The sequence below is a fragment of the Xanthobacter sp. NM-25 genome (assembly GCF_022138605.1).
Classification (GTDB): domain Bacteria; phylum Pseudomonadota; class Alphaproteobacteria; order Rhizobiales; family Xanthobacteraceae; genus Xanthobacter.
In genome coordinates, this window is sequence record NZ_JACBFS010000009.1 from 19384 (window position 1) to 36038 (window position 16655).

The window sequence follows — 16655 nt, forward strand, 5'->3', positions numbered from 1 at the left end:
AGGACATTTGGTCCGGCTCGCCCATAGTCTCGCAACCTTGCGCTGCGCCGGCGCCTCGCCTCAACGAAGAGCAAGGCCACCGGACGCCGCAGCCGCCATCCGCGCGCCCACCCTTCATGTCGAAACCTATTGACGAACCCCGTTGCCGGAGCCTGCACGCCATGAACATCCGCCTGCATCAGGGCGATCTGCCCGACGATTTCATCGCCGCCCCGGTGGTCGCCATCGACACCGAGACCATGGGTCTCAACCCGTTCCGCGATCGCCTGTGCCTGGTGCAGCTTTCCAACGGCGACGGCAGCGCCGATCTGGTGCAGATTCCCCAAGGCGCCACCGCCCAGAGCGCCCCCAACCTGGTGCGCCTGCTCACCGACCCGAACGTGACCAAGCTGTTCCACTTCGGCCGGTTCGACATCGCCATCCTGCAGCAGACCTTCCGTGTGATGCCGCAGCCGGTGTGGTGCACCAAGATCGCCTCCCGGCTGGTGCGCACCTATACCGATCGCCATGGCCTGAAGGATCTGGTGCGCGAGCTCCTGAATGTGGACATCTCCAAGCAGCAGCAGAGCTCGGACTGGGGATCGGGCGAGCTGTCCGACGCCCAGCTGGCCTATGCGGCCTCGGACGTGCTGCACCTGCACGCGCTCAAGGCGCGCCTGGAGGAGATGCTGGCGCGGGAAGGCCGCACCGGCCTCGCCGCCGCCTGCTTCGCCTTCCTGCCGGCCCGCGCCGCCCTCGACCTTGCCGGCTGGGACGAACAGGATATTTTCGCCCACTCCTGAAACGTCCGCGAGAAATGTGCGCCGCACCAAGCCCTTAACGCGCAGGCTTGCGCGCGGTGCCCATTTCGGACAATTTGGCCGCCCGGCACGTGGGGCGATGCGTGATCCGGCCCCCGGCGGACCGTGCGCGATGACCGCGCGCGTACGTCTTCGATCGCGGGCGGATGACGGAGGCCGGAATTCACCTTGCCACCGGAAGGGAAGATGAATCGACACGTGTCGCCACAAGAGCTCCCCACGACCACCGAGGCTGCCGCCTTCTCCGCGCCCCGCCCGCCGGACTTCCAGCAGGCGCAGCGCCATAGCGCGCGCGTGCGGTGGATTCGCCGCCTTCTGCCCCTGGGCATCGTCGCCGCCGTCGTGATCCTCGGTGCGGGATCGCTGCTCGCGCGCCTGCAGGTGAAGCTCGACCTGCCGTTCGACATCGGCCACCTGACCCTGTCCGGCTCGCGCCTGACCATGGAGTTGCCGAAGCTGTCCGGCTTCACGGATGACAATCGCGGCTACAGCGTCACCGCCAAGACCGCCACCCAGGACCTCACCCGGCCCGACGTCATCGACCTGTCGGACATCGACGCCCGACTGGAGATGGCCGACAAGGGCTGGACCACCATCGCCGCCAAGACCGGCAGCGTCGACACCAAGACGCAGTTCATCCGGCTGGACGATGGCGTCGATCTCGCCATGAAGGGCGGTTACGGCGGGCACCTGCGCAATGCCGAGGTGGATGTGAAGGCGGGCACCATCGTCAGCCGCGAGCCGGTGACCTTCACCTATCTCGACGGCAAGCTTGTCGCCGACAGGCTGACCGTCAGCGATCGCGGCGAGAAGGCGCTGTTCGAGGGCAACGTGCAGCTCGATTTCCGCCTGTCCAGCCTGCAAAAGTCGGCCCCTCCGCGCGGAAACAAGGACAGCCATCCGGGCGCGGCCACCGGGTCCATCCCCGACCCTGCCACCAACAGGCCCGCTGCCGCGCCGGCTCCCGGCCACGGCGCGCCCCCCACTCCTCCCTCACGACCGGTATCGCAGCCATGAACCCGATGAGCCGCCAGAACCTCGGCGCCCTCCTGCTCGCCACGCTGCTGGCGACGACGGCGACCCTCACCGCGCCGACCGGTGCGGCGGCCCAGGGGCAGAACGTGCCCAACGCGCTGCAGGGCTTCGCGCGTAACCGCGACGAGCCGGTCCGCATCAACGCCAACTCCCTCGAGGTGCGCGACAAGGACAAGGTGGCCGTGTTCTCCGGCAACGTGGTGGTGGTGCAGGGCGACACCACCCTCAATTCCAAGGACCTGCTGGTCTATTACGAAGGTTCCGTGGCCGGGCAGGACGCCGCCAATGGCGCAGCGACACCCCCGCAGGGTGGCGCGCAGGCCACCGTCCCGGCAGCACCGGCGGCGGCTGGCGAAGCCGGCAGCGCCATGAAGCAGGGGCAGATCCGCAAGCTGGAGGCCACCGGCGGCGTGGTGGTGCGCACCAAGGACCAGACGGCCACCGGTGAGAACGGCGTGTTCGACATGAAGACGAACACCGTGACCCTGGTGGGCAAGCCGGTGGTGCTCACCCAGGGCCCCAACGTCATCCGGGGCCAGAAGCTGATCGTGAACCTGGTGACCGGTGTGTCGCGGTTCGAGGGCGGGCGCGTGGAGAGCCTCATCGTGCCCGGCAGCTTGAAGAACCAGGCCCCGCCGGCCGCACCCAACCGCTGACCCCCGCTTCGCGACCCCGCGGCGCACCCTCCGACGGGCGGCGCCGCAACCGCCAGAGCGTACCCCACTGCGGGTCAAGGTCCATTGCAATGCGCCGCCCCGGCGACGGGCTTTGCTGCGCTGAAGCATTCGGCCCATTTTTTGCATGTAACGTTGCATCGGCGGCACGGACGTTCTAAACCTAACGCTGAACGGCTGTGGGCCGGAGGTAGAGTTGAACGTCCTTTCCCTGCTCGGCAGGGGCGCGACCCCCGCGTCGGGCCAAGGTGATCATCGGCACTGCGAGATCATCGACGGTCCGGAAAGCGACACCGCTCTGCATGCCGCGCACGCGCTTCAGGCCAGTCTTGGCCATGATCACGACAATGAACCCAGCCCATTTGCCATCCGGCGGATGGAGGAGGCCTCGGACATGAGCTTCGCCGAAACGTCTCGCGCCCCTGCGCCGGCGGGCGTCATCACCGGCATGTCGACCGACATGCCGTATCTTGACACCAGCACCGGTGCGCTCGCCGCCTATGGCCTCGCCAAGAGCTATGGCGGCCGCAAGGTGGTGCGTGACGTCTCCATGTATGTGCGGCGCGGCGAGGCGGTGGGCCTGCTCGGCCCCAACGGCGCGGGCAAGACCACCTGCTTCTATATGGTGACCGGCCTCGTGAAGGCGGATGCCGGCCGCATCGAGCTGGACGGCCATGACGTCACCCCCATGCCCATGTATCGCCGGGCCCGGCTCGGCATCGGCTACCTGCCGCAGGAGGCCTCGATTTTCCGGGGCCTCACGGTGGAAGGCAACATCATGGGTGTGCTGGAGGTGACCGAGCCCGACCGCCGGAAGCGGGTCGAGGAGATGGAAGCCCTCCTCGAGGAGTTCAAGATCACCCATGTGCGCAAATCGCCCGCCATCGCCCTGTCGGGCGGCGAGCGGCGCCGGGTGGAGATCGCCCGCGCCCTGGCGAGCCGCCCGTCCTTCATGCTGCTGGACGAGCCGTTCGCCGGCATCGACCCCATTGCGGTGGGTGACATCCAGGCTCTGGTGCGCCACCTCACCACCCGCGGCATCGGCGTGCTCATCACCGACCACAATGTGCGCGAGACCCTGGGGCTGATCGACCGGGCCTACATCATCCATTCCGGCGCGGTGCTGATGGAAGGCGATCCCGAAGCCATCGTCTCCAATCCCGACGTGCGGCGGCTCTACCTCGGCGAGGAGTTCCGCCTGTGAGATCCCTCATCCCATTCTCCGGGGAGGGCTGCTGAATGGCGATGACCCCCAAGCTCGAGTTCCGGCAAAGCCAGTCCCTGGTGATGACGCCGCAGCTGATGCAGGCCATCAAGCTGCTGCAGCTCTCCAACATGGAGCTGGTCGCCTATGTGGAGGCGGAGCTGGAGCGCAACCCGCTGCTGGAGCGGGCGAGCGAGGATGGGGGTCCGGCCGAGAGCCCGGAGATCGAAGCGCCGGAGCCGCCCGCCGCCGAGCGGGACGCCCAATCCGGCGACTGGCTGGAGCAGACGATGGAACCCAGCCGGGCGGAGATGGAAACCCGGCTCGATACCGATCTCGGCAATGTCTTTCCCGACGATGCGCCCGCCGTGCGCGCCACCGAGACCGTCGCCGCCGGCTTGCCGTCCTCCCCCGGGGAGTGGAGCGGCGGTGAGCGCAGCGAAGACTACAACCCGGAGGCCTTCCTCACCGCGCAGACCACCCTGGCCGATCACCTGGAAGCCCAGCTGGCGGTGGCCGAGACCCATCCTGCCCGGCGGCTCATCGGCCTGCACCTCATCGGTCTGATCGACGAGGCTGGCTATCTCACCGGCGACATCGCCCAGGTGGCCGAGCAGCTGGCCGCGCCGCTGGATGAGGTCGAGGACGTGCTCCGGCTCATCCAGAGTTTCGAGCCCACCGGCGTCGGCGCCCGGAACCTCGCCGAGTGCCTGGCCCTCCAGCTGAAGGAGCGGGACCGCTATGATCCCGCCATGCAGGCGCTGGTGGAAAACCTGGAGCTTCTGGCGAAGCATGACCGCAACGCGCTGAAGCGCATCTGCGGCGTGGATGCGGCCGACATCGCCGACATGATCGGCGAGATCCGCCGGCTCGATCCCAAGCCCGGCCTGGCGTTCGGCTCCGGCGTGGTGCACCCGCTGGTGCCCGATGTCTATGTGCGGCCCGGCCCGGAGGGCACGTGGCTGGTGGAGCTGAATTCGGAAACCCTGCCGCGGGTGCTGGTGAACCAGAGCTATCACGCCACCGTGGCCAAGGTGGCGAAGTCCGCCGAGGACAAGAGCTTCCTGGCGGAATGCCTGCAGAGCGCCAGCTGGCTCACCCGCTCCCTGGACCAGCGCGCCCGCACCATTCTGAAGGTGGCGAGCGAGATCGTGCGCCAGCAGGATGCCTTCTTGCTGCACGGTGTGCGCCATCTGCGGCCTCTGAACCTGCGCACGGTGGCGGATGCCATCGGCATGCACGAATCCACCGTCTCGCGGGTCACCTCCAACAAATACATCTCCACCCCGCGCGGCGTGGTGGAGATGAAGTTCTTCTTCTCTTCCGCCATCTCCGCCTCGGGCGGCGGCGAAGCCCATTCGGCGGAGGCGGTGCGCCATCGCATCAAGTCGCTGATCGATGCCGAAAGCCCCGATGACATCCTCTCGGACGACACCCTGGTGCAGAAGCTGAAGGATGACGGCATCGACATCGCCCGCCGCACCGTCGCCAAGTATCGGGAAGGCATGAACATTCCCTCCTCGGTGCAGCGCCGGCGGGAGAAGCAGGCGCTGCGCAGCGAAGCGAGCTGAGACGGCGGGGGCGACGCCTTTCCGCGGCGACCGAAGGCCGACCGCTGCGGGGCGGAAGCCTCAAACCAGGCTCAGGGCCACATTCACATTGTTGCGGGTGGCGTTGGAATAGGGGCACACCTCGTGCGCCTTGGCGATCAGCGCCTCACCGGCGGCACGGTCCACCCCGGGCAGGTCCACGGCCAGAGCGATGTCGAGCCCGAAGCCCCCTTCCGAACGCGGGCCGATGCCCACCGTCGCGGTCACGCTCGCCTCCGTCGGCACCTTGGCGCCGCCGCCCTGGGAAGCGACGAACTTCATGGCCCCCAGGAAGCAGGCCGCATAGCCGGTGGCGAACAGCTGCTCCGGATTGACACCTGCCCCACCGGGACCGCCCAACTCCTTCGGGGTCACCAGCTTCACGTCGAGTGTGCCATCAAGGGTGCCGGAACGGCCGTCCCGGCCACCGGTGGCGCGGGCGGAGGTGCGATAGAGAACGTTGACAGACATGGCTTTTCCTTTCGAACGCATTTAATCTCTGGCGATTAAATCGTGCACGATATATCTGCCGACGCCGCACGGCTGTCAAGCGCTTGCGATTAGATCGTGCGATAATTATTTTAAGCCAGTTCCACCTCAGGTCCCGCTTCCATGACACAGCCAACGGCCCAACCCACCACCGCTTCCGACGCCCCCGCTTTGCCGTTTCCCCGGCTCGATCAGCTGCTGTGCTTCTCCATCTATGCCACCGGCCATGCCTTCAACCGCATCTACAAGCCGCTGCTGGACGCCATCGGCCTCACCTATCCGCAATATCTGGTCATGGTGGCGCTGTGGGAAAGGGACGACGAGACCGTCGGCGCCCTGGGGGAGCGGCTCTCCCTGGAGTCGAGCACGCTGACGCCCCTGCTGAAGCGGCTGGAGGCCATGGGGCATATCAGCCGGACCCGCGATCGCGCCGACGAACGGGTCGTCCGCCTGCACCTCACCGCCGAAGGCCGCGCCCTGGAAGCGCGGGCGCGGGCCATCCCCGCCTGCATCCTGGACGCCACCGGCTTCGACATCGCCGACCTCATCCGCCTGCAACGCGACATCACCACCCTGCGCCATCACCTGGAACAGGCCGCCGAGCGGGCCGCCGACAAACCGGCACGAAAAGCCAAGTCCACACCGACGCAGGGCTGACGACCCCGCGCGCCGGCCATGGCCAGCGGGAGCCCGCGACACCCCAAGGGCCGGGAGCCGCTGGACAAGGCCGGGCCCAAATGCTGAGTTGCGGAACAAGGACAAGACAAGGCGACGGTGCCGCCCGCCCCGCCGCCGGATGGGGGACATGCTTCAGGCTTCGGTCGTCATCTTCGCGGCGCTTGCCTATATCGGCTTTCTGTTCGCCATCGCGAGCTTCGGCGACCGTCCGCGCCCCGCCGCCCGGCGCCGCGCGCCGCGCCCCTTGATCTATTCCCTGGCCCTTGCCGTCTATTGCACCTCCTGGACCTTCTTCGGCTCGGTGGGCCTTGCCACCACCCAGGGGCTGGATTTCCTCACCATCTATCTGGGCCCGATCCTGCTGATGACCGTGGCGGCCCCCGCCTTCCTGCGGGTGGTGCGGCTCGCCAAGGCCAACAACATCACCTCCATCGCCGATTTCATCGCCGCCCGATACGGTAAGAACCAGGGCATCGCCGCGCTGGTGGCGCTGGTGGCCCTGGTCGGCTCCATTCCTTATATCTCCTTGCAGCTCAAAGCGGTTTCGGCCTCGCTGCTGGCCATGCTGGGCTATTTCGCCGGGCAGGCGGCACAGGGCACGCTGGTGGGCGATCTCGCCTTGTTCGTGGCCTGCGCCATGGCCGCGTTCGCCGCCCTGTTCGGCACCCGCCATACCGATGCCACCGAGCACCAGGATGGCCTGATGCTGGCCATCGCCTCCGAGAGCCTGGTCAAGCTCGCCGCCTTCCTGGCGGTGGGCGTGCTCGTCACCTTCTTCATTTTCTCCGGGCCCGCCGATCTATGGCGGGTGGCGCGGGAAGCCGGCGTCACCGCGCCGTTCACCCAGGGCCTGTCCCTGGAGAACTGGATCACCATGACGGTGCTGTCGGGCGGCGCCTTCATGCTGCTGCCGCGCCAGTTCCACGTGGCGGTGGTGGAGAACAATGGCGAGCAGGAGATCCGCCGCGCCCGGTGGCTGTTTCCCCTCTATCTGCTGCTCATCAACCTGTTCGTGGTGCCCCTGGCGCTGGCGGGCATGACGCTGTTTCCACGCGGCCTGGTGGACAGCGACATGTACGTCCTGGCGGTGCCGCTGGCCGCCGGCGCCGATGCCCTGGCGCTGCTGGCCTTCGTGGGCGGCCTTTCGGCGGCCACCGCCATGGTGATCGTGGAAAGCGTGGCCCTCGCCATCATGATCTCCAACGACCTGGTGATGCCGCTGCTGGTGCGCCGCCACGCCGACCGGCGTCAGGATGCCACGCCCCCGCGCGAGGACATGGTGGCCCTGCTGCTGCTGGTGCGGCGGGTAGCGATCTTCTTCCTGCTGCTGCTCGCCTATCTCTATTACCGGCTGATCGGCGAAGTGCAGCTGGCGCAGATCGGCCTGTTGTCGTTCGCCGCCGTGGCCCAGGTGGGTCCCGCCTTCGCCGCCGGGCTGCTGTGGCGGCGGGCCACCGCCAAGGGCGCCATCGCCGGCATCCTGGTGGGCACCGCTCTGTGGGCCTACACGCTGATGCTGCCGAGCCTGGTGGAAGCCGGCCTCCTGGCACAGTCCATCACCACCGAGGGACCGTTCGGGCTGGGACTGCTGCGCCCCACCGCCCTGTTCGGCCTCACCGCCGGTCCCCTGGCCCATGGGGTGGCCTGGAGCCTTGCCATCAATACGCTCGTGCTGGTGGTCGTCTCGTTCCTGACCCGGCAGAGCGCCATCGAGCGGGTCCAGGCCGATGTGTTCGTCGGCCAGAGCCCGGATCGCCCGCCCCACCGCCCGGCCTTCCTGCGCTGGCGTTCCACCGTCACCATGGGCGAGGTGATCGGCACCGTGGAGCGCTATCTGGGACAGGAGCGCGCGCAGGCGGCCTTCCAGACCTTCGCCCGGGTGCACAATGTCAGCCTCGATCCCAAGCGCGAGGCCGATGCCGCCACCGTGCGCCACGCCGAGCACCTGCTGGCGGCGGCGGTGGGCGCGGCCTCCTCGCGGCTGGTGCTCTCCTTGCTGCTGCGCAAGCGCGACGTGTCCGCCAAGGCCGCCCTGAAGCTGCTCGACGATGCCTCCGCCGCGATCCAGTACAATCGCGAGCTGCTGCAGAGCGCCATCGACCATGTGCACCAGGGCATTGCCGTGTTCGACCGAGAATTGAAGCTGGTGTGCTGGAATCGGCAGTTCGGCGAGATGCTGGAGCTGCCCGCCGACTGCTACACGGTCGGCGCCGCTCTGCGCGACATTCTCGCCAACGTGCCCTATGACGAGGAGCCGGATGCGGCGCGGGCTCAGATTCGGGCTCAGGACTTGTCCGCCCGCCTCGCCCGCTATGTCCATCCGGCGCCGACCTTCTCGGAGCGGCTGCACCAGCGCGGGCTGGTGGTGGAGACCCGCTCCGATCCCATGCCCGATGGCGGCATCGCCGTGACCTTCACCGACATCACCGCCTCGGTGGAGGCCGCCCAGGCGCTGGAGCGGGCCAATGAAACCTTGGAACGGCGCGTGCGCGAGCGCACCGAGGAGCTGGAGCGCCTGAACCGGGCGCTGGAGAGCGCCAAGGCCGCCGCCGACGACGCCAATTTGTCGAAGACCCGCTTTCTCGCCGCCGCCAGCCACGACATTCTGCAGCCGCTCAACGCCGCCCGGCTCTATGTCACCAGCCTGGTGGAACGGGCCAAGTGGCCGGAGGAGCGGCGACTGGCCGCCAATGTGGATGCCTCGCTGGAGGCGGTGGAGGAAATCCTCGGCGCCCTGCTCGACATCTCCCGCCTCGACAGCGGCGCCCTCAAGCCCGAGGTCGCGCCGCTGCGCATCAACGAGGTGCTCAAGCAGCTGAAGATCGAATTCGAGCCGCTGGCCCGCGAGAAGAATCTGGACCTGCGGTTCGTGCCGAGCACCCTGGCGGTGCGCTCCGATCGGCGGCTGTTGCGGCGGCTGTTGCAGAACCTGATTTCCAACGCCATCAAATATACCCCCCAGGGCCGCATTCTGGTGGGCTGCCGCCGGGCGCGCGGGCGCATGCGGGTCGAGGTCTGGGACACCGGCATCGGCATCCCCTCCGCCCAGCAGAAGACCGTGTTCGAGGAGTTCCAGCGCCTCGACCAGGGGGCCCGGGTGGCGCGAGGCCTCGGGCTCGGCCTGTCCATCGTCGAGCGCATCGCCCGGGTGCTCGATCACCCCATCGCGCTGCGTTCGGTGCAGGGCAAGGGCTCGGTGTTCGCCCTGGAGATGCCGCTGTCGGTGCCCGTGCCCGAGAGCAGTTCCTGCACCCCGCGCCCCACCCCGGCCGGCGCGCCCCTGGCGGGCCTGTGCCTGCTGGTCATCGACAACGAGCCGGCCATCCTCGAAGGCATGCGCCTGCTGTTGACCGGCTGGGGCTGCACCGTGATGACGGCGAGCGATGCCACCTCCGCCCTGGCCGCCGTGCACGAGGCCAAGGCCCCGCCCGATATGGCCCTAGTGGATTACCACCTGGATGGCGGCTCCGGCATCGACGCGGTGATGTCGCTGCGGTGGAAATTGGGGAAGCTTCCCGCCGTACTGATCACCGCCGATCGCACCCAGGCCGTGCGCGAAGCCGCCCACGCCGCCGAAATGGTGATCCTCCACAAGCCCCTAAAGCCGGCTGCCCTGCGCGCCATGCTGGCCCAGTGGCGCCTGTCTCAGGCCGCCGTCGTATAGACTTGCTTAACCACATCACCAATGGCTCGATGGCCATCTCGAATAAGCCCTGCTTCACACCCATCAAGGCCAAATAAACGCCCCCTTCCGGAGGCGTGATGGGGGAGTGCCATAGATGCACGCCCTCGCGGCATGGATATGTTACGAAATTGTTAAAGATCGTTACATTTCTTTGCCGACTTGTACCGGCCAATACAGTTGGAGAGCGGCTATGACCATCACAATCAACATTCCACTCTTTCCGATGCGGAAGGAAATTGCGGATCGCAAGCGCAAGCGCGGGTTGAAGATCGGCGGCCTGCCATTTCCCGGCTCGCTCACCAGCAAGCCGTCTGAACCGCGCTACAGCCGCGACGGCCTCGAATTCGATGTCTCGGGCCTCGGCAAGCCCTCCCGCTCGTCACGCTGAGCGGGGGAGGCAGCTTTCCGTTCACGTCTCCACTCCCACTCTCTCGGCTCCGGCGCCCCGCTGCGGCGCGCCGCGCCCGGAGACGTTCGGGCGCACGGGCGATATGTCCACCGACATGGCATCGCGCGCCATCATCCGTTAAGGTCCCGCCCCGTTAAGAACAGCGTACGTGGTGTCGACCCATCATGACGGACCCGAATTCCGCCCCGTTCCCGTCGCCGACGTCGGCCGCGGCCGAGCCTGCCCCGCAGGCGTCCGAGCAGGTCTCTCAGACCCATTTCGGCTATCGCACCATCCCGCTCGTCGAGAAGCAGGCGCTGGTGGACGACGTGTTCCACAAGGTGGCCCGTCGCTACGACATCATGAACGATTTCATGTCCGCCGGCATGCACCGGGTCTGGAAGGACGCGCTGGTTTCCAAGCTGCGCCCGCCGGTGAACGACCGCCCGTTCCACCTGCTCGACCTCGCCGGCGGCACCGGAGATGTGGCCTTCCGGGTCGCCGAGGCTGGCGGCCCCGGCACCCGGGTGACGGTGGCCGACATCAATACCGAGATGCTCCAGGTGGGCCGCGAGCGCGCCGAGAAGCGCGGCCTCTCGACCAAGGTGGACTTCCAGGACGCCAACGCCGAGGAGCTGCCGTTCGCCGACCGCAGCTTCGACGCCGTCACCATCGCCTTCGGCATCCGCAACGTGCCGCGCATCCCCAAGGCGCTCCAGGAGATGCGCCGGGTGCTGAAGCCCGGCGGCCGCGCCTTCGTGCTGGAATTTTCCAAGGTCGACGTGCCGCTGCTGGACAAGATCTACGAGACCTATTCCTTCAAGGTGATCCCGGAGATCGGCCGGCGGGTGGCCGGCGATGCCGAGCCCTACCAGTATCTGGTGGAATCCATCCGCCGCTTCCCCAATGCGGACACCTTCGCCCAGATGATGCGCGACGCCGGCTTCGGCCGGGTGGACTTCATGCGCATGACCGGCGGCGTGGTGGCGCTGCACTGGGGTTTTCGGATCTGATGGCCGGGCGGACCCGGCCGAAAGGCGCCTGACGTGATCTTTCTTGTCGCCGATGCGGCACGGCTCGCCCGTGCCGGTTACGTGCTCGCGCGCGAGGGCGTGCTCTCTTTGGTGTCGCCGGCCACCGTGCCGCCGCTGGCCCGGCCGCTGCTGCGGCTCGCGCGCCTTATCGCCCGCAAGGATGCCGGCACGCGGGCGGCGCGCTTTTCCGCCGCTCTGTCCCGGCTCGGCCCCTCTTATGTGAAGCTCGGCCAGTTCCTGGCCACCCGTCCGGATGTGGTGGGCGCGGCGGTGGCCCGCGACCTCGAAGTGTTGCAGGACCGCATGCCGGCGTTCGGCCAGCAGGTGGCGGAAGCCATCGTCACCGACGCCTTCGAGCGGCCCCTGAACGCCGTGTTCGCCACCTTCGGGCCGGCGGTGGCCGCCGCCTCCATCGCCGAGGTGCACAAGGCCGAAGTGGTGGACCCCGACGGCACCCGCCGCGCGGTGGCGGTGAAGGTGCTGCGCCCGGGCCTGCACCGGCGCTTTTCCGCCGACATGGCGAGCTTCCGCCGGCTGGCGCGCTTTGCCGAGGCGAATTTCACCGAGGCGCGCCGGCTGCGGCTGGAACAGGTGGTGGAAACCCTGGCCCGCTCCGTCTCCATGGAGATGGACCTGCGCCTGGAAGCCGCCGCTTATGCGGAGCTCGCGGAAAACACCAAGGACGATCCCGACCTGCACGTGCCCCGGGTGGATTGGGACCGCTCCACCCGCGACGTGCTGACCACCGAGTGGATCGACGGCATCAAGCTCTCCGACAAGGAGGCGATCATCGCCGCCGGGCATGATCCCAAGGAGATCGCCCGGATCGTGATGCAGTCCTTCCTGCGCCAGGCCATGCGCGACGGCTTCTTCCACGCCGACATGCACCCCGGCAACCTGTTCGTGGATGCCCAGGGCCGCCTGGTGGTGGTGGATTGCGGCATCATGGGGCGGCTCGGCCTCAAGGAACGTCGGTTCCTGGCGGAGATCCTCTACGGCTTCATCACCCGCAACTGGCGGCGCACGGCCGAAGTGCATTTCGAGGCCGGCTATGTGCCGTTCCACCATTCGGTGGATGATTTCGCTCTGGCCATCCGCGCCATCGGTGAACCCATCCATTCGCGCAGCGCCGACCAGATCTCCATGGCCCGCCTCCTGGCCCTGCTGCTGGAGGTGACCGCTTTGTTCGACATGCAGACGCGGCCGGAGCTGCTGCTGCTGCAGAAGACCATGGTGGTGGTGGAAGGCGTCGCCCGGTCGCTGGATCCGCAGCTCAACATGTGGAGCACGGCGGCGCCGGTGGTGGAAGACTGGATCGCCCGCAATCTCGGCCCGGTGGGGCACTTGCAGCGCGCCGGCATGGGGCTGGGCGAGGTGGGCCATTTCGCCACCACTCTGCCTGGCCTGCTCAGCCGCACCGCGCGGGTGGTGGAGCAGCTGGACGAGGCCACCCGCGACGGCATCCACCTGTCGGCGGACTCCCTCGACGGCATCGGCCGCGCCGAGGCCAAGCGGGCGCTGTGGGGCAACATCGCCTTGTGGATCATCGCCGCCGCGCTGGTGGGCATCTGGCTGGGCTGAACGCCCCGGTCGCCCTTCGCATCGGTCTGCGAACGACGTCGGCAGCCGCCGGGACCAAAGCCGCCGGACGCGTTCGCGAGCGCCACCCTCGTGGCCACTCCGCGGCGACCGCAGCCGCCAGGCCGGAAAGACAAGCGCGGGCGCCGCCGCCCGCGCTTCGGATCAACGCCGACCTGAAGCCGCGCGACGCTCAGCGCCCGCGGCGCTGTTGGCCGAGGCCCATCTGTTTGGCGAGCTCGGAGCGGGCGGCGGCGTAATTGGGCGCGACCATCGGGTAATCAGCGGGCAGTCCCCACTTCTCCCGGTACTGCTCCGGCGTCATATTGTACTGCGTGCGCAGGTGCCGCTTCAGCGATTTGAACTTCTTGCCGTCTTCCAGGCAGATGATGAAATCCGGCGTGATCGACCTTTTCACCGGCACGGCCGGCTTCAGCGGCTCGACCTCCGGCTCGCTCTCCACCTGCGTGATCCGCTGCAACGCAGCATGCACGTCACCGATCAATGCCGGCAGTTCCGCAGAGTCCACGGAATTGTTGCTGACATAAGCCGACACGATATCCGCGACCAGAGCAATGAAGGGAGTCGATTCCGTTTCGTCGTTCATGGGACTTTCTTTGTGCCTGCAAACGAAACCATGCCCGCGACCGGCAATACGCCTGAGGCGCCTGCCCCATCCGGGCCCGAGATGCCGAAAAAGCGGAAAACGACCGCTTCCACCCCTTCTGCATCATTGACGTGGTATGTTCGCCGTTCCGCAAATGCAAGTAGAAATTCCGCCCCGCCCATGTACTTCCGTCAAGCATTTGTGCAAAGCGGAAGCGGCCGGGCGCGCGGCTTTTGACGGGCCTGTGCCTTGTCACGGGCGGCAGGGGTGCCTACCTCTTCAACGTCGCATCCCGAGCACAGCGGGGGTCCCATGACCAATCCATCGTCCGGCCCAACTCCTGCGGACCGGGAATCCGAAGCCAAGGTCGTCAAAAGCGAGGCGGAATGGCGCTCCTGTCTGACGCCTGAGCAGTTCCGCGTCGCCCGCGAGCACGGCACCGAACGCGCCTTCACCGGCCCCTATTGGGACGAGAAGCGCATCGGCCTTTATCGCTGCGTGGCCTGCGGTGCGCCGCTGTTCCGCTCCGAGGCGAAATACGATTCCGGCACTGGCTGGCCCAGCTTCTTCTCCCCGGTCTCACCCGAGGCGCTGGTGACGCACGAAGATACCTCTTATGGCATGCGCCGGATCGAGGTGCGCTGCGCCCGCTGCGACAGCCACCTGGGCCATGTGTTTCCAGACGGACCGGCGCCCACTGGCCTGCGCTTCTGCATGAACGGCACCGCCTTGACCCTCGAGACCGATGAAGGAGCCGATTATGGCGGCGCTTGAGCCTCCACACGCCGACCGCCGCCCCACCACCCGCACCGTTCACGGCGTCCCCCTCACCGATGATTATGCGTGGCTGCGCGCCGACAATTGGCGCGACGTGATGCGTGACCCCAAGCTGCTCGCCGCCGACATCCGCGCCTATCTGGAGGCGGAAAACGCCTATGCGGACGCCTATTTCGCGCCGCTGGAGGGCCTGAAGCAGGCGCTGGTGGCGGAGATGCGCGGCCGCATCAAGGAAGACGATTCCACCGTCCCGGCCCCGGACGGCCCATTTGCCTATTACAGCCGGCATCGCGAGGGCGGCCAGCACCCCCTCGCCTGCCGCAAGCCCTGGCCTGAGGGGCCGGAGGAAATCCTGCTGGATGGCGACCAGGAAGCCGCCGGCAAGGCCTATTTCCACCTCGGCGGCTGGCGCCACAGCCCCAACCATCAGCGCTTCGCCTGGGCGGTGGACGAGCAGGGCTCCGAACTTCACACCCTGCGGGTGCGCGAGCTCGCCACCGGCACCGCCTTGCCGGACATCATCACCGAGACCACCGGCGATCTGTTGTGGAGCACCGATGGCGCGGCGCTCTATTATATCCGGCGCGATGCGGAGCACCGCCCCTCCAAGGTGTTCCGCCACCACATCGGCACCGCCCCCGAGGCTGATGTGCTGATCTATGAGGAGCCGGACAAGGGCTTCTTCGTGTCGCTGGGCGAAACCCAGTCCCGCGCCTTCGGCCTCATTTCCTGCGGCGATCACGAGACCTCCGAGGTCCACCTCATCGATCTCGCTGATCCGGCGGCGCCGCCGCGGCTGGTGGCGGCCCGCACCCCCGGGGTACGCTATGAGGTGGAGCATCACCCCGCCCTTGCCGGCGTGGACAGTCTGGTGTTGCTCACCAATGCCGACGGGGCCGAAGACTTCAAGATCGTCACCACCCCCACTGCGACCCCCGAGCGGGCCCATTGGCGCGATCTGGTGCCCGATGCTCCCGGCCGCATGATCCTGAGCCACACGGTGTTTGCCCACCATATGGCGCGGCTGGAGCGGGAGGCGGGCCTGCCGCGCATCATCGTGCGGGCCCTCGACACCGGCGCCGAGCATGCAGTGGCGTTCGACGAGGAGGCCTATGCCCTGGGGCTGCACCCCGGCTTTGCCTTCGACACCACCGAGGTGCGCTTCACTTATGCTTCCATGACCACGCCGTCCGAGGTGTGGTCCTACGATATGGCGGACCGCGCCCGCGCCCTGCTGAAGCGCCAGGAAGTGCCCTCGGGCCATGATCCGGCGGATTATGTCACCCGCCGCATCTTCGCCCCCGCGGCCGATGGGGAAACCGTGCCGGTCTCCCTGCTCTATCGCAAGGGCACGGCGCTGGATGGCTCCGCCCCGCTGCTGCTCTATGGCTATGGGGCCTATGGCATCACCATACCGGCCAGCTTCTCCACCAGCCGGCTCTCCCTGGTGGATCGCGGCTTCATCTATGCCATCGCCCACATCCGCGGTGGCACCGACAAGGGCTGGCGCTGGTATGCCAACGGCAAGCTGACCCACAAGACCAACACCTTCACCGATTTCATCGCGGTGGCGGAGCATCTGGTGGCGGAGAAATTCACCCGGCCCGAGGGCATCGTCGCCCATGGCGGCTCGGCCGGCGGCATGCTCATGGGGGCCATCGCCAACATGCGGCCGGAGCTGTTCGCCGGCATCGTCGCCGAGGTGCCGTTCGTGGACGTGCTCACCACCATGCTGGACGACACCCTGCCGCTGACGCCGCCGGAATGGCCGGAATGGGGCAATCCCATCACAGATCCGGACGCCTTCACCCGCATGCGCGGCTATTCGCCGGTGGATAATGTGCATGCCGCCGCCTATCCGGCCATCTTCGCTCTGGCCGGCCTCACCGATCCGCGGGTGACCTATTGGGAGCCGGCCAAATGGGTGGCGCGGCTGCGGGCCGCCAAGACCAGCACCGCGCCGCTCCTGCTGCGCACCAATATGGATGCGGGCCACGGCGGCGCCGCCGGCCGCTTCGACCGGCTGGACGAAGTGGCCCTGGTCTATCTGTTCGCCTTGAAGACCGTGGGGGCGCTCGCCCCGGTTCCGGTGCCGGAGCCGGCCTGATCGGGGCGCC

The 16655-nt window shown here is 67.8% G+C and carries 14 protein-coding genes; 12 read left to right on the forward strand and 2 right to left on the reverse strand.

The window, feature by feature from the left end; translation table 11 throughout:
* The first annotated feature begins 161 nt into the window (after positions 1-161).
* The 5 genes from MEU52_RS20290 (at position 162) to rpoN (ending at position 5284) form a co-directional block, all read left to right on the forward strand.
* Complete coding sequence (locus MEU52_RS20290) at positions 162-782, forward strand: ribonuclease D (RefSeq protein WP_238123616.1); 621 nt, start codon at positions 162-164, stop codon at positions 780-782.
* A 204-nt stretch (positions 783-986) separates the two neighbouring features.
* Positions 987-1817, forward strand: coding sequence for a hypothetical protein (locus tag MEU52_RS20295; RefSeq protein ID WP_238123617.1), 831 nt, complete (start codon positions 987-989; stop codon positions 1815-1817).
* Positions 1818-1822: 5 nt separating this feature from the next.
* Positions 1823-2491 carry an LptA/OstA family protein gene (locus MEU52_RS20300; protein ID WP_238123618.1) on the forward strand — a complete coding sequence of 223 codons (669 nt, stop codon included), beginning with the start codon at positions 1823-1825 and terminating at the stop codon, positions 2489-2491.
* Between the two features lie 394 nt (positions 2492-2885).
* Positions 2886-3713, forward strand: a complete 828-nt coding sequence (gene lptB / locus MEU52_RS20305; protein ID WP_238123693.1) for an LPS export ABC transporter ATP-binding protein — start codon at positions 2886-2888, stop codon at positions 3711-3713.
* A 35-nt stretch (positions 3714-3748) separates the two neighbouring features.
* Complete coding sequence (gene rpoN, locus MEU52_RS20310; protein ID WP_238123619.1) at positions 3749-5284, forward strand: RNA polymerase factor sigma-54; 1536 nt, start codon at positions 3749-3751, stop codon at positions 5282-5284.
* Between the two features lie 60 nt (positions 5285-5344).
* Here the strand turns inward: rpoN and MEU52_RS20315 are convergent, their stop codons facing one another.
* Positions 5345-5773: an organic hydroperoxide resistance protein gene (locus MEU52_RS20315; RefSeq protein WP_238123620.1), complete on the reverse strand. Its 429-nt coding sequence runs from the start codon at positions 5771-5773 to the stop codon at positions 5345-5347.
* Between the two features lie 141 nt (positions 5774-5914).
* Between MEU52_RS20315 and MEU52_RS20320 the strand changes: the two genes are divergently transcribed.
* From MEU52_RS20320 to ubiB, 5 genes are all read left to right on the forward strand, one after another.
* Positions 5915-6448 (forward strand): MarR family winged helix-turn-helix transcriptional regulator, encoded by a 534-nt coding sequence (locus tag MEU52_RS20320; protein ID WP_238123621.1) that lies wholly within the window; start codon positions 5915-5917, stop codon positions 6446-6448.
* Positions 6449-6596: 148 nt separating this feature from the next.
* The gene (locus MEU52_RS20325; RefSeq protein WP_238123622.1) at positions 6597-10133 is read left to right on the forward strand and encodes a NahK/ErcS family hybrid sensor histidine kinase/response regulator; all 3537 of its coding nucleotides are present in this window, start codon (positions 6597-6599) and stop codon (positions 10131-10133) included.
* A 115-nt stretch (positions 10134-10248) separates the two neighbouring features.
* Positions 10249-10542, forward strand: a complete 294-nt coding sequence (locus MEU52_RS20330) for a hypothetical protein (protein WP_238123623.1) — start codon at positions 10249-10251, stop codon at positions 10540-10542.
* Positions 10543-10727: 185 nt separating this feature from the next.
* Positions 10728-11555 carry a bifunctional demethylmenaquinone methyltransferase/2-methoxy-6-polyprenyl-1,4-benzoquinol methylase UbiE gene (gene ubiE, locus MEU52_RS20335; protein ID WP_238123624.1) on the forward strand — a complete coding sequence of 276 codons (828 nt, stop codon included), beginning with the start codon at positions 10728-10730 and terminating at the stop codon, positions 11553-11555.
* Positions 11556-11588: 33 nt separating this feature from the next.
* Positions 11589-13157: a 2-polyprenylphenol 6-hydroxylase gene (gene ubiB / locus MEU52_RS20340; RefSeq protein WP_238123625.1), complete on the forward strand. Its 1569-nt coding sequence runs from the start codon at positions 11589-11591 to the stop codon at positions 13155-13157.
* Between the two features lie 190 nt (positions 13158-13347).
* Here ubiB and MEU52_RS20345 read toward each other — a convergent pair whose 3' ends face one another.
* Positions 13348-13761: a MucR family transcriptional regulator gene (locus MEU52_RS20345; protein WP_238123626.1), complete on the reverse strand. Its 414-nt coding sequence runs from the start codon at positions 13759-13761 to the stop codon at positions 13348-13350.
* A gap of 312 nt (positions 13762-14073) precedes the next feature.
* Between MEU52_RS20345 and msrB the strand changes: the two genes are divergently transcribed.
* Positions 14074-14535 (forward strand): peptide-methionine (R)-S-oxide reductase MsrB, encoded by a 462-nt coding sequence (gene msrB, locus MEU52_RS20350; protein ID WP_238123627.1) that lies wholly within the window; start codon positions 14074-14076, stop codon positions 14533-14535.
* Complete coding sequence (locus MEU52_RS20355; RefSeq protein ID WP_238123628.1) at positions 14522-16645, forward strand: S9 family peptidase; 2124 nt, start codon at positions 14522-14524, stop codon at positions 16643-16645. The genes msrB and MEU52_RS20355 overlap by 14 nt, the downstream gene beginning before the upstream one ends.
* Positions 16646-16655 lie beyond the last annotated feature (10 nt).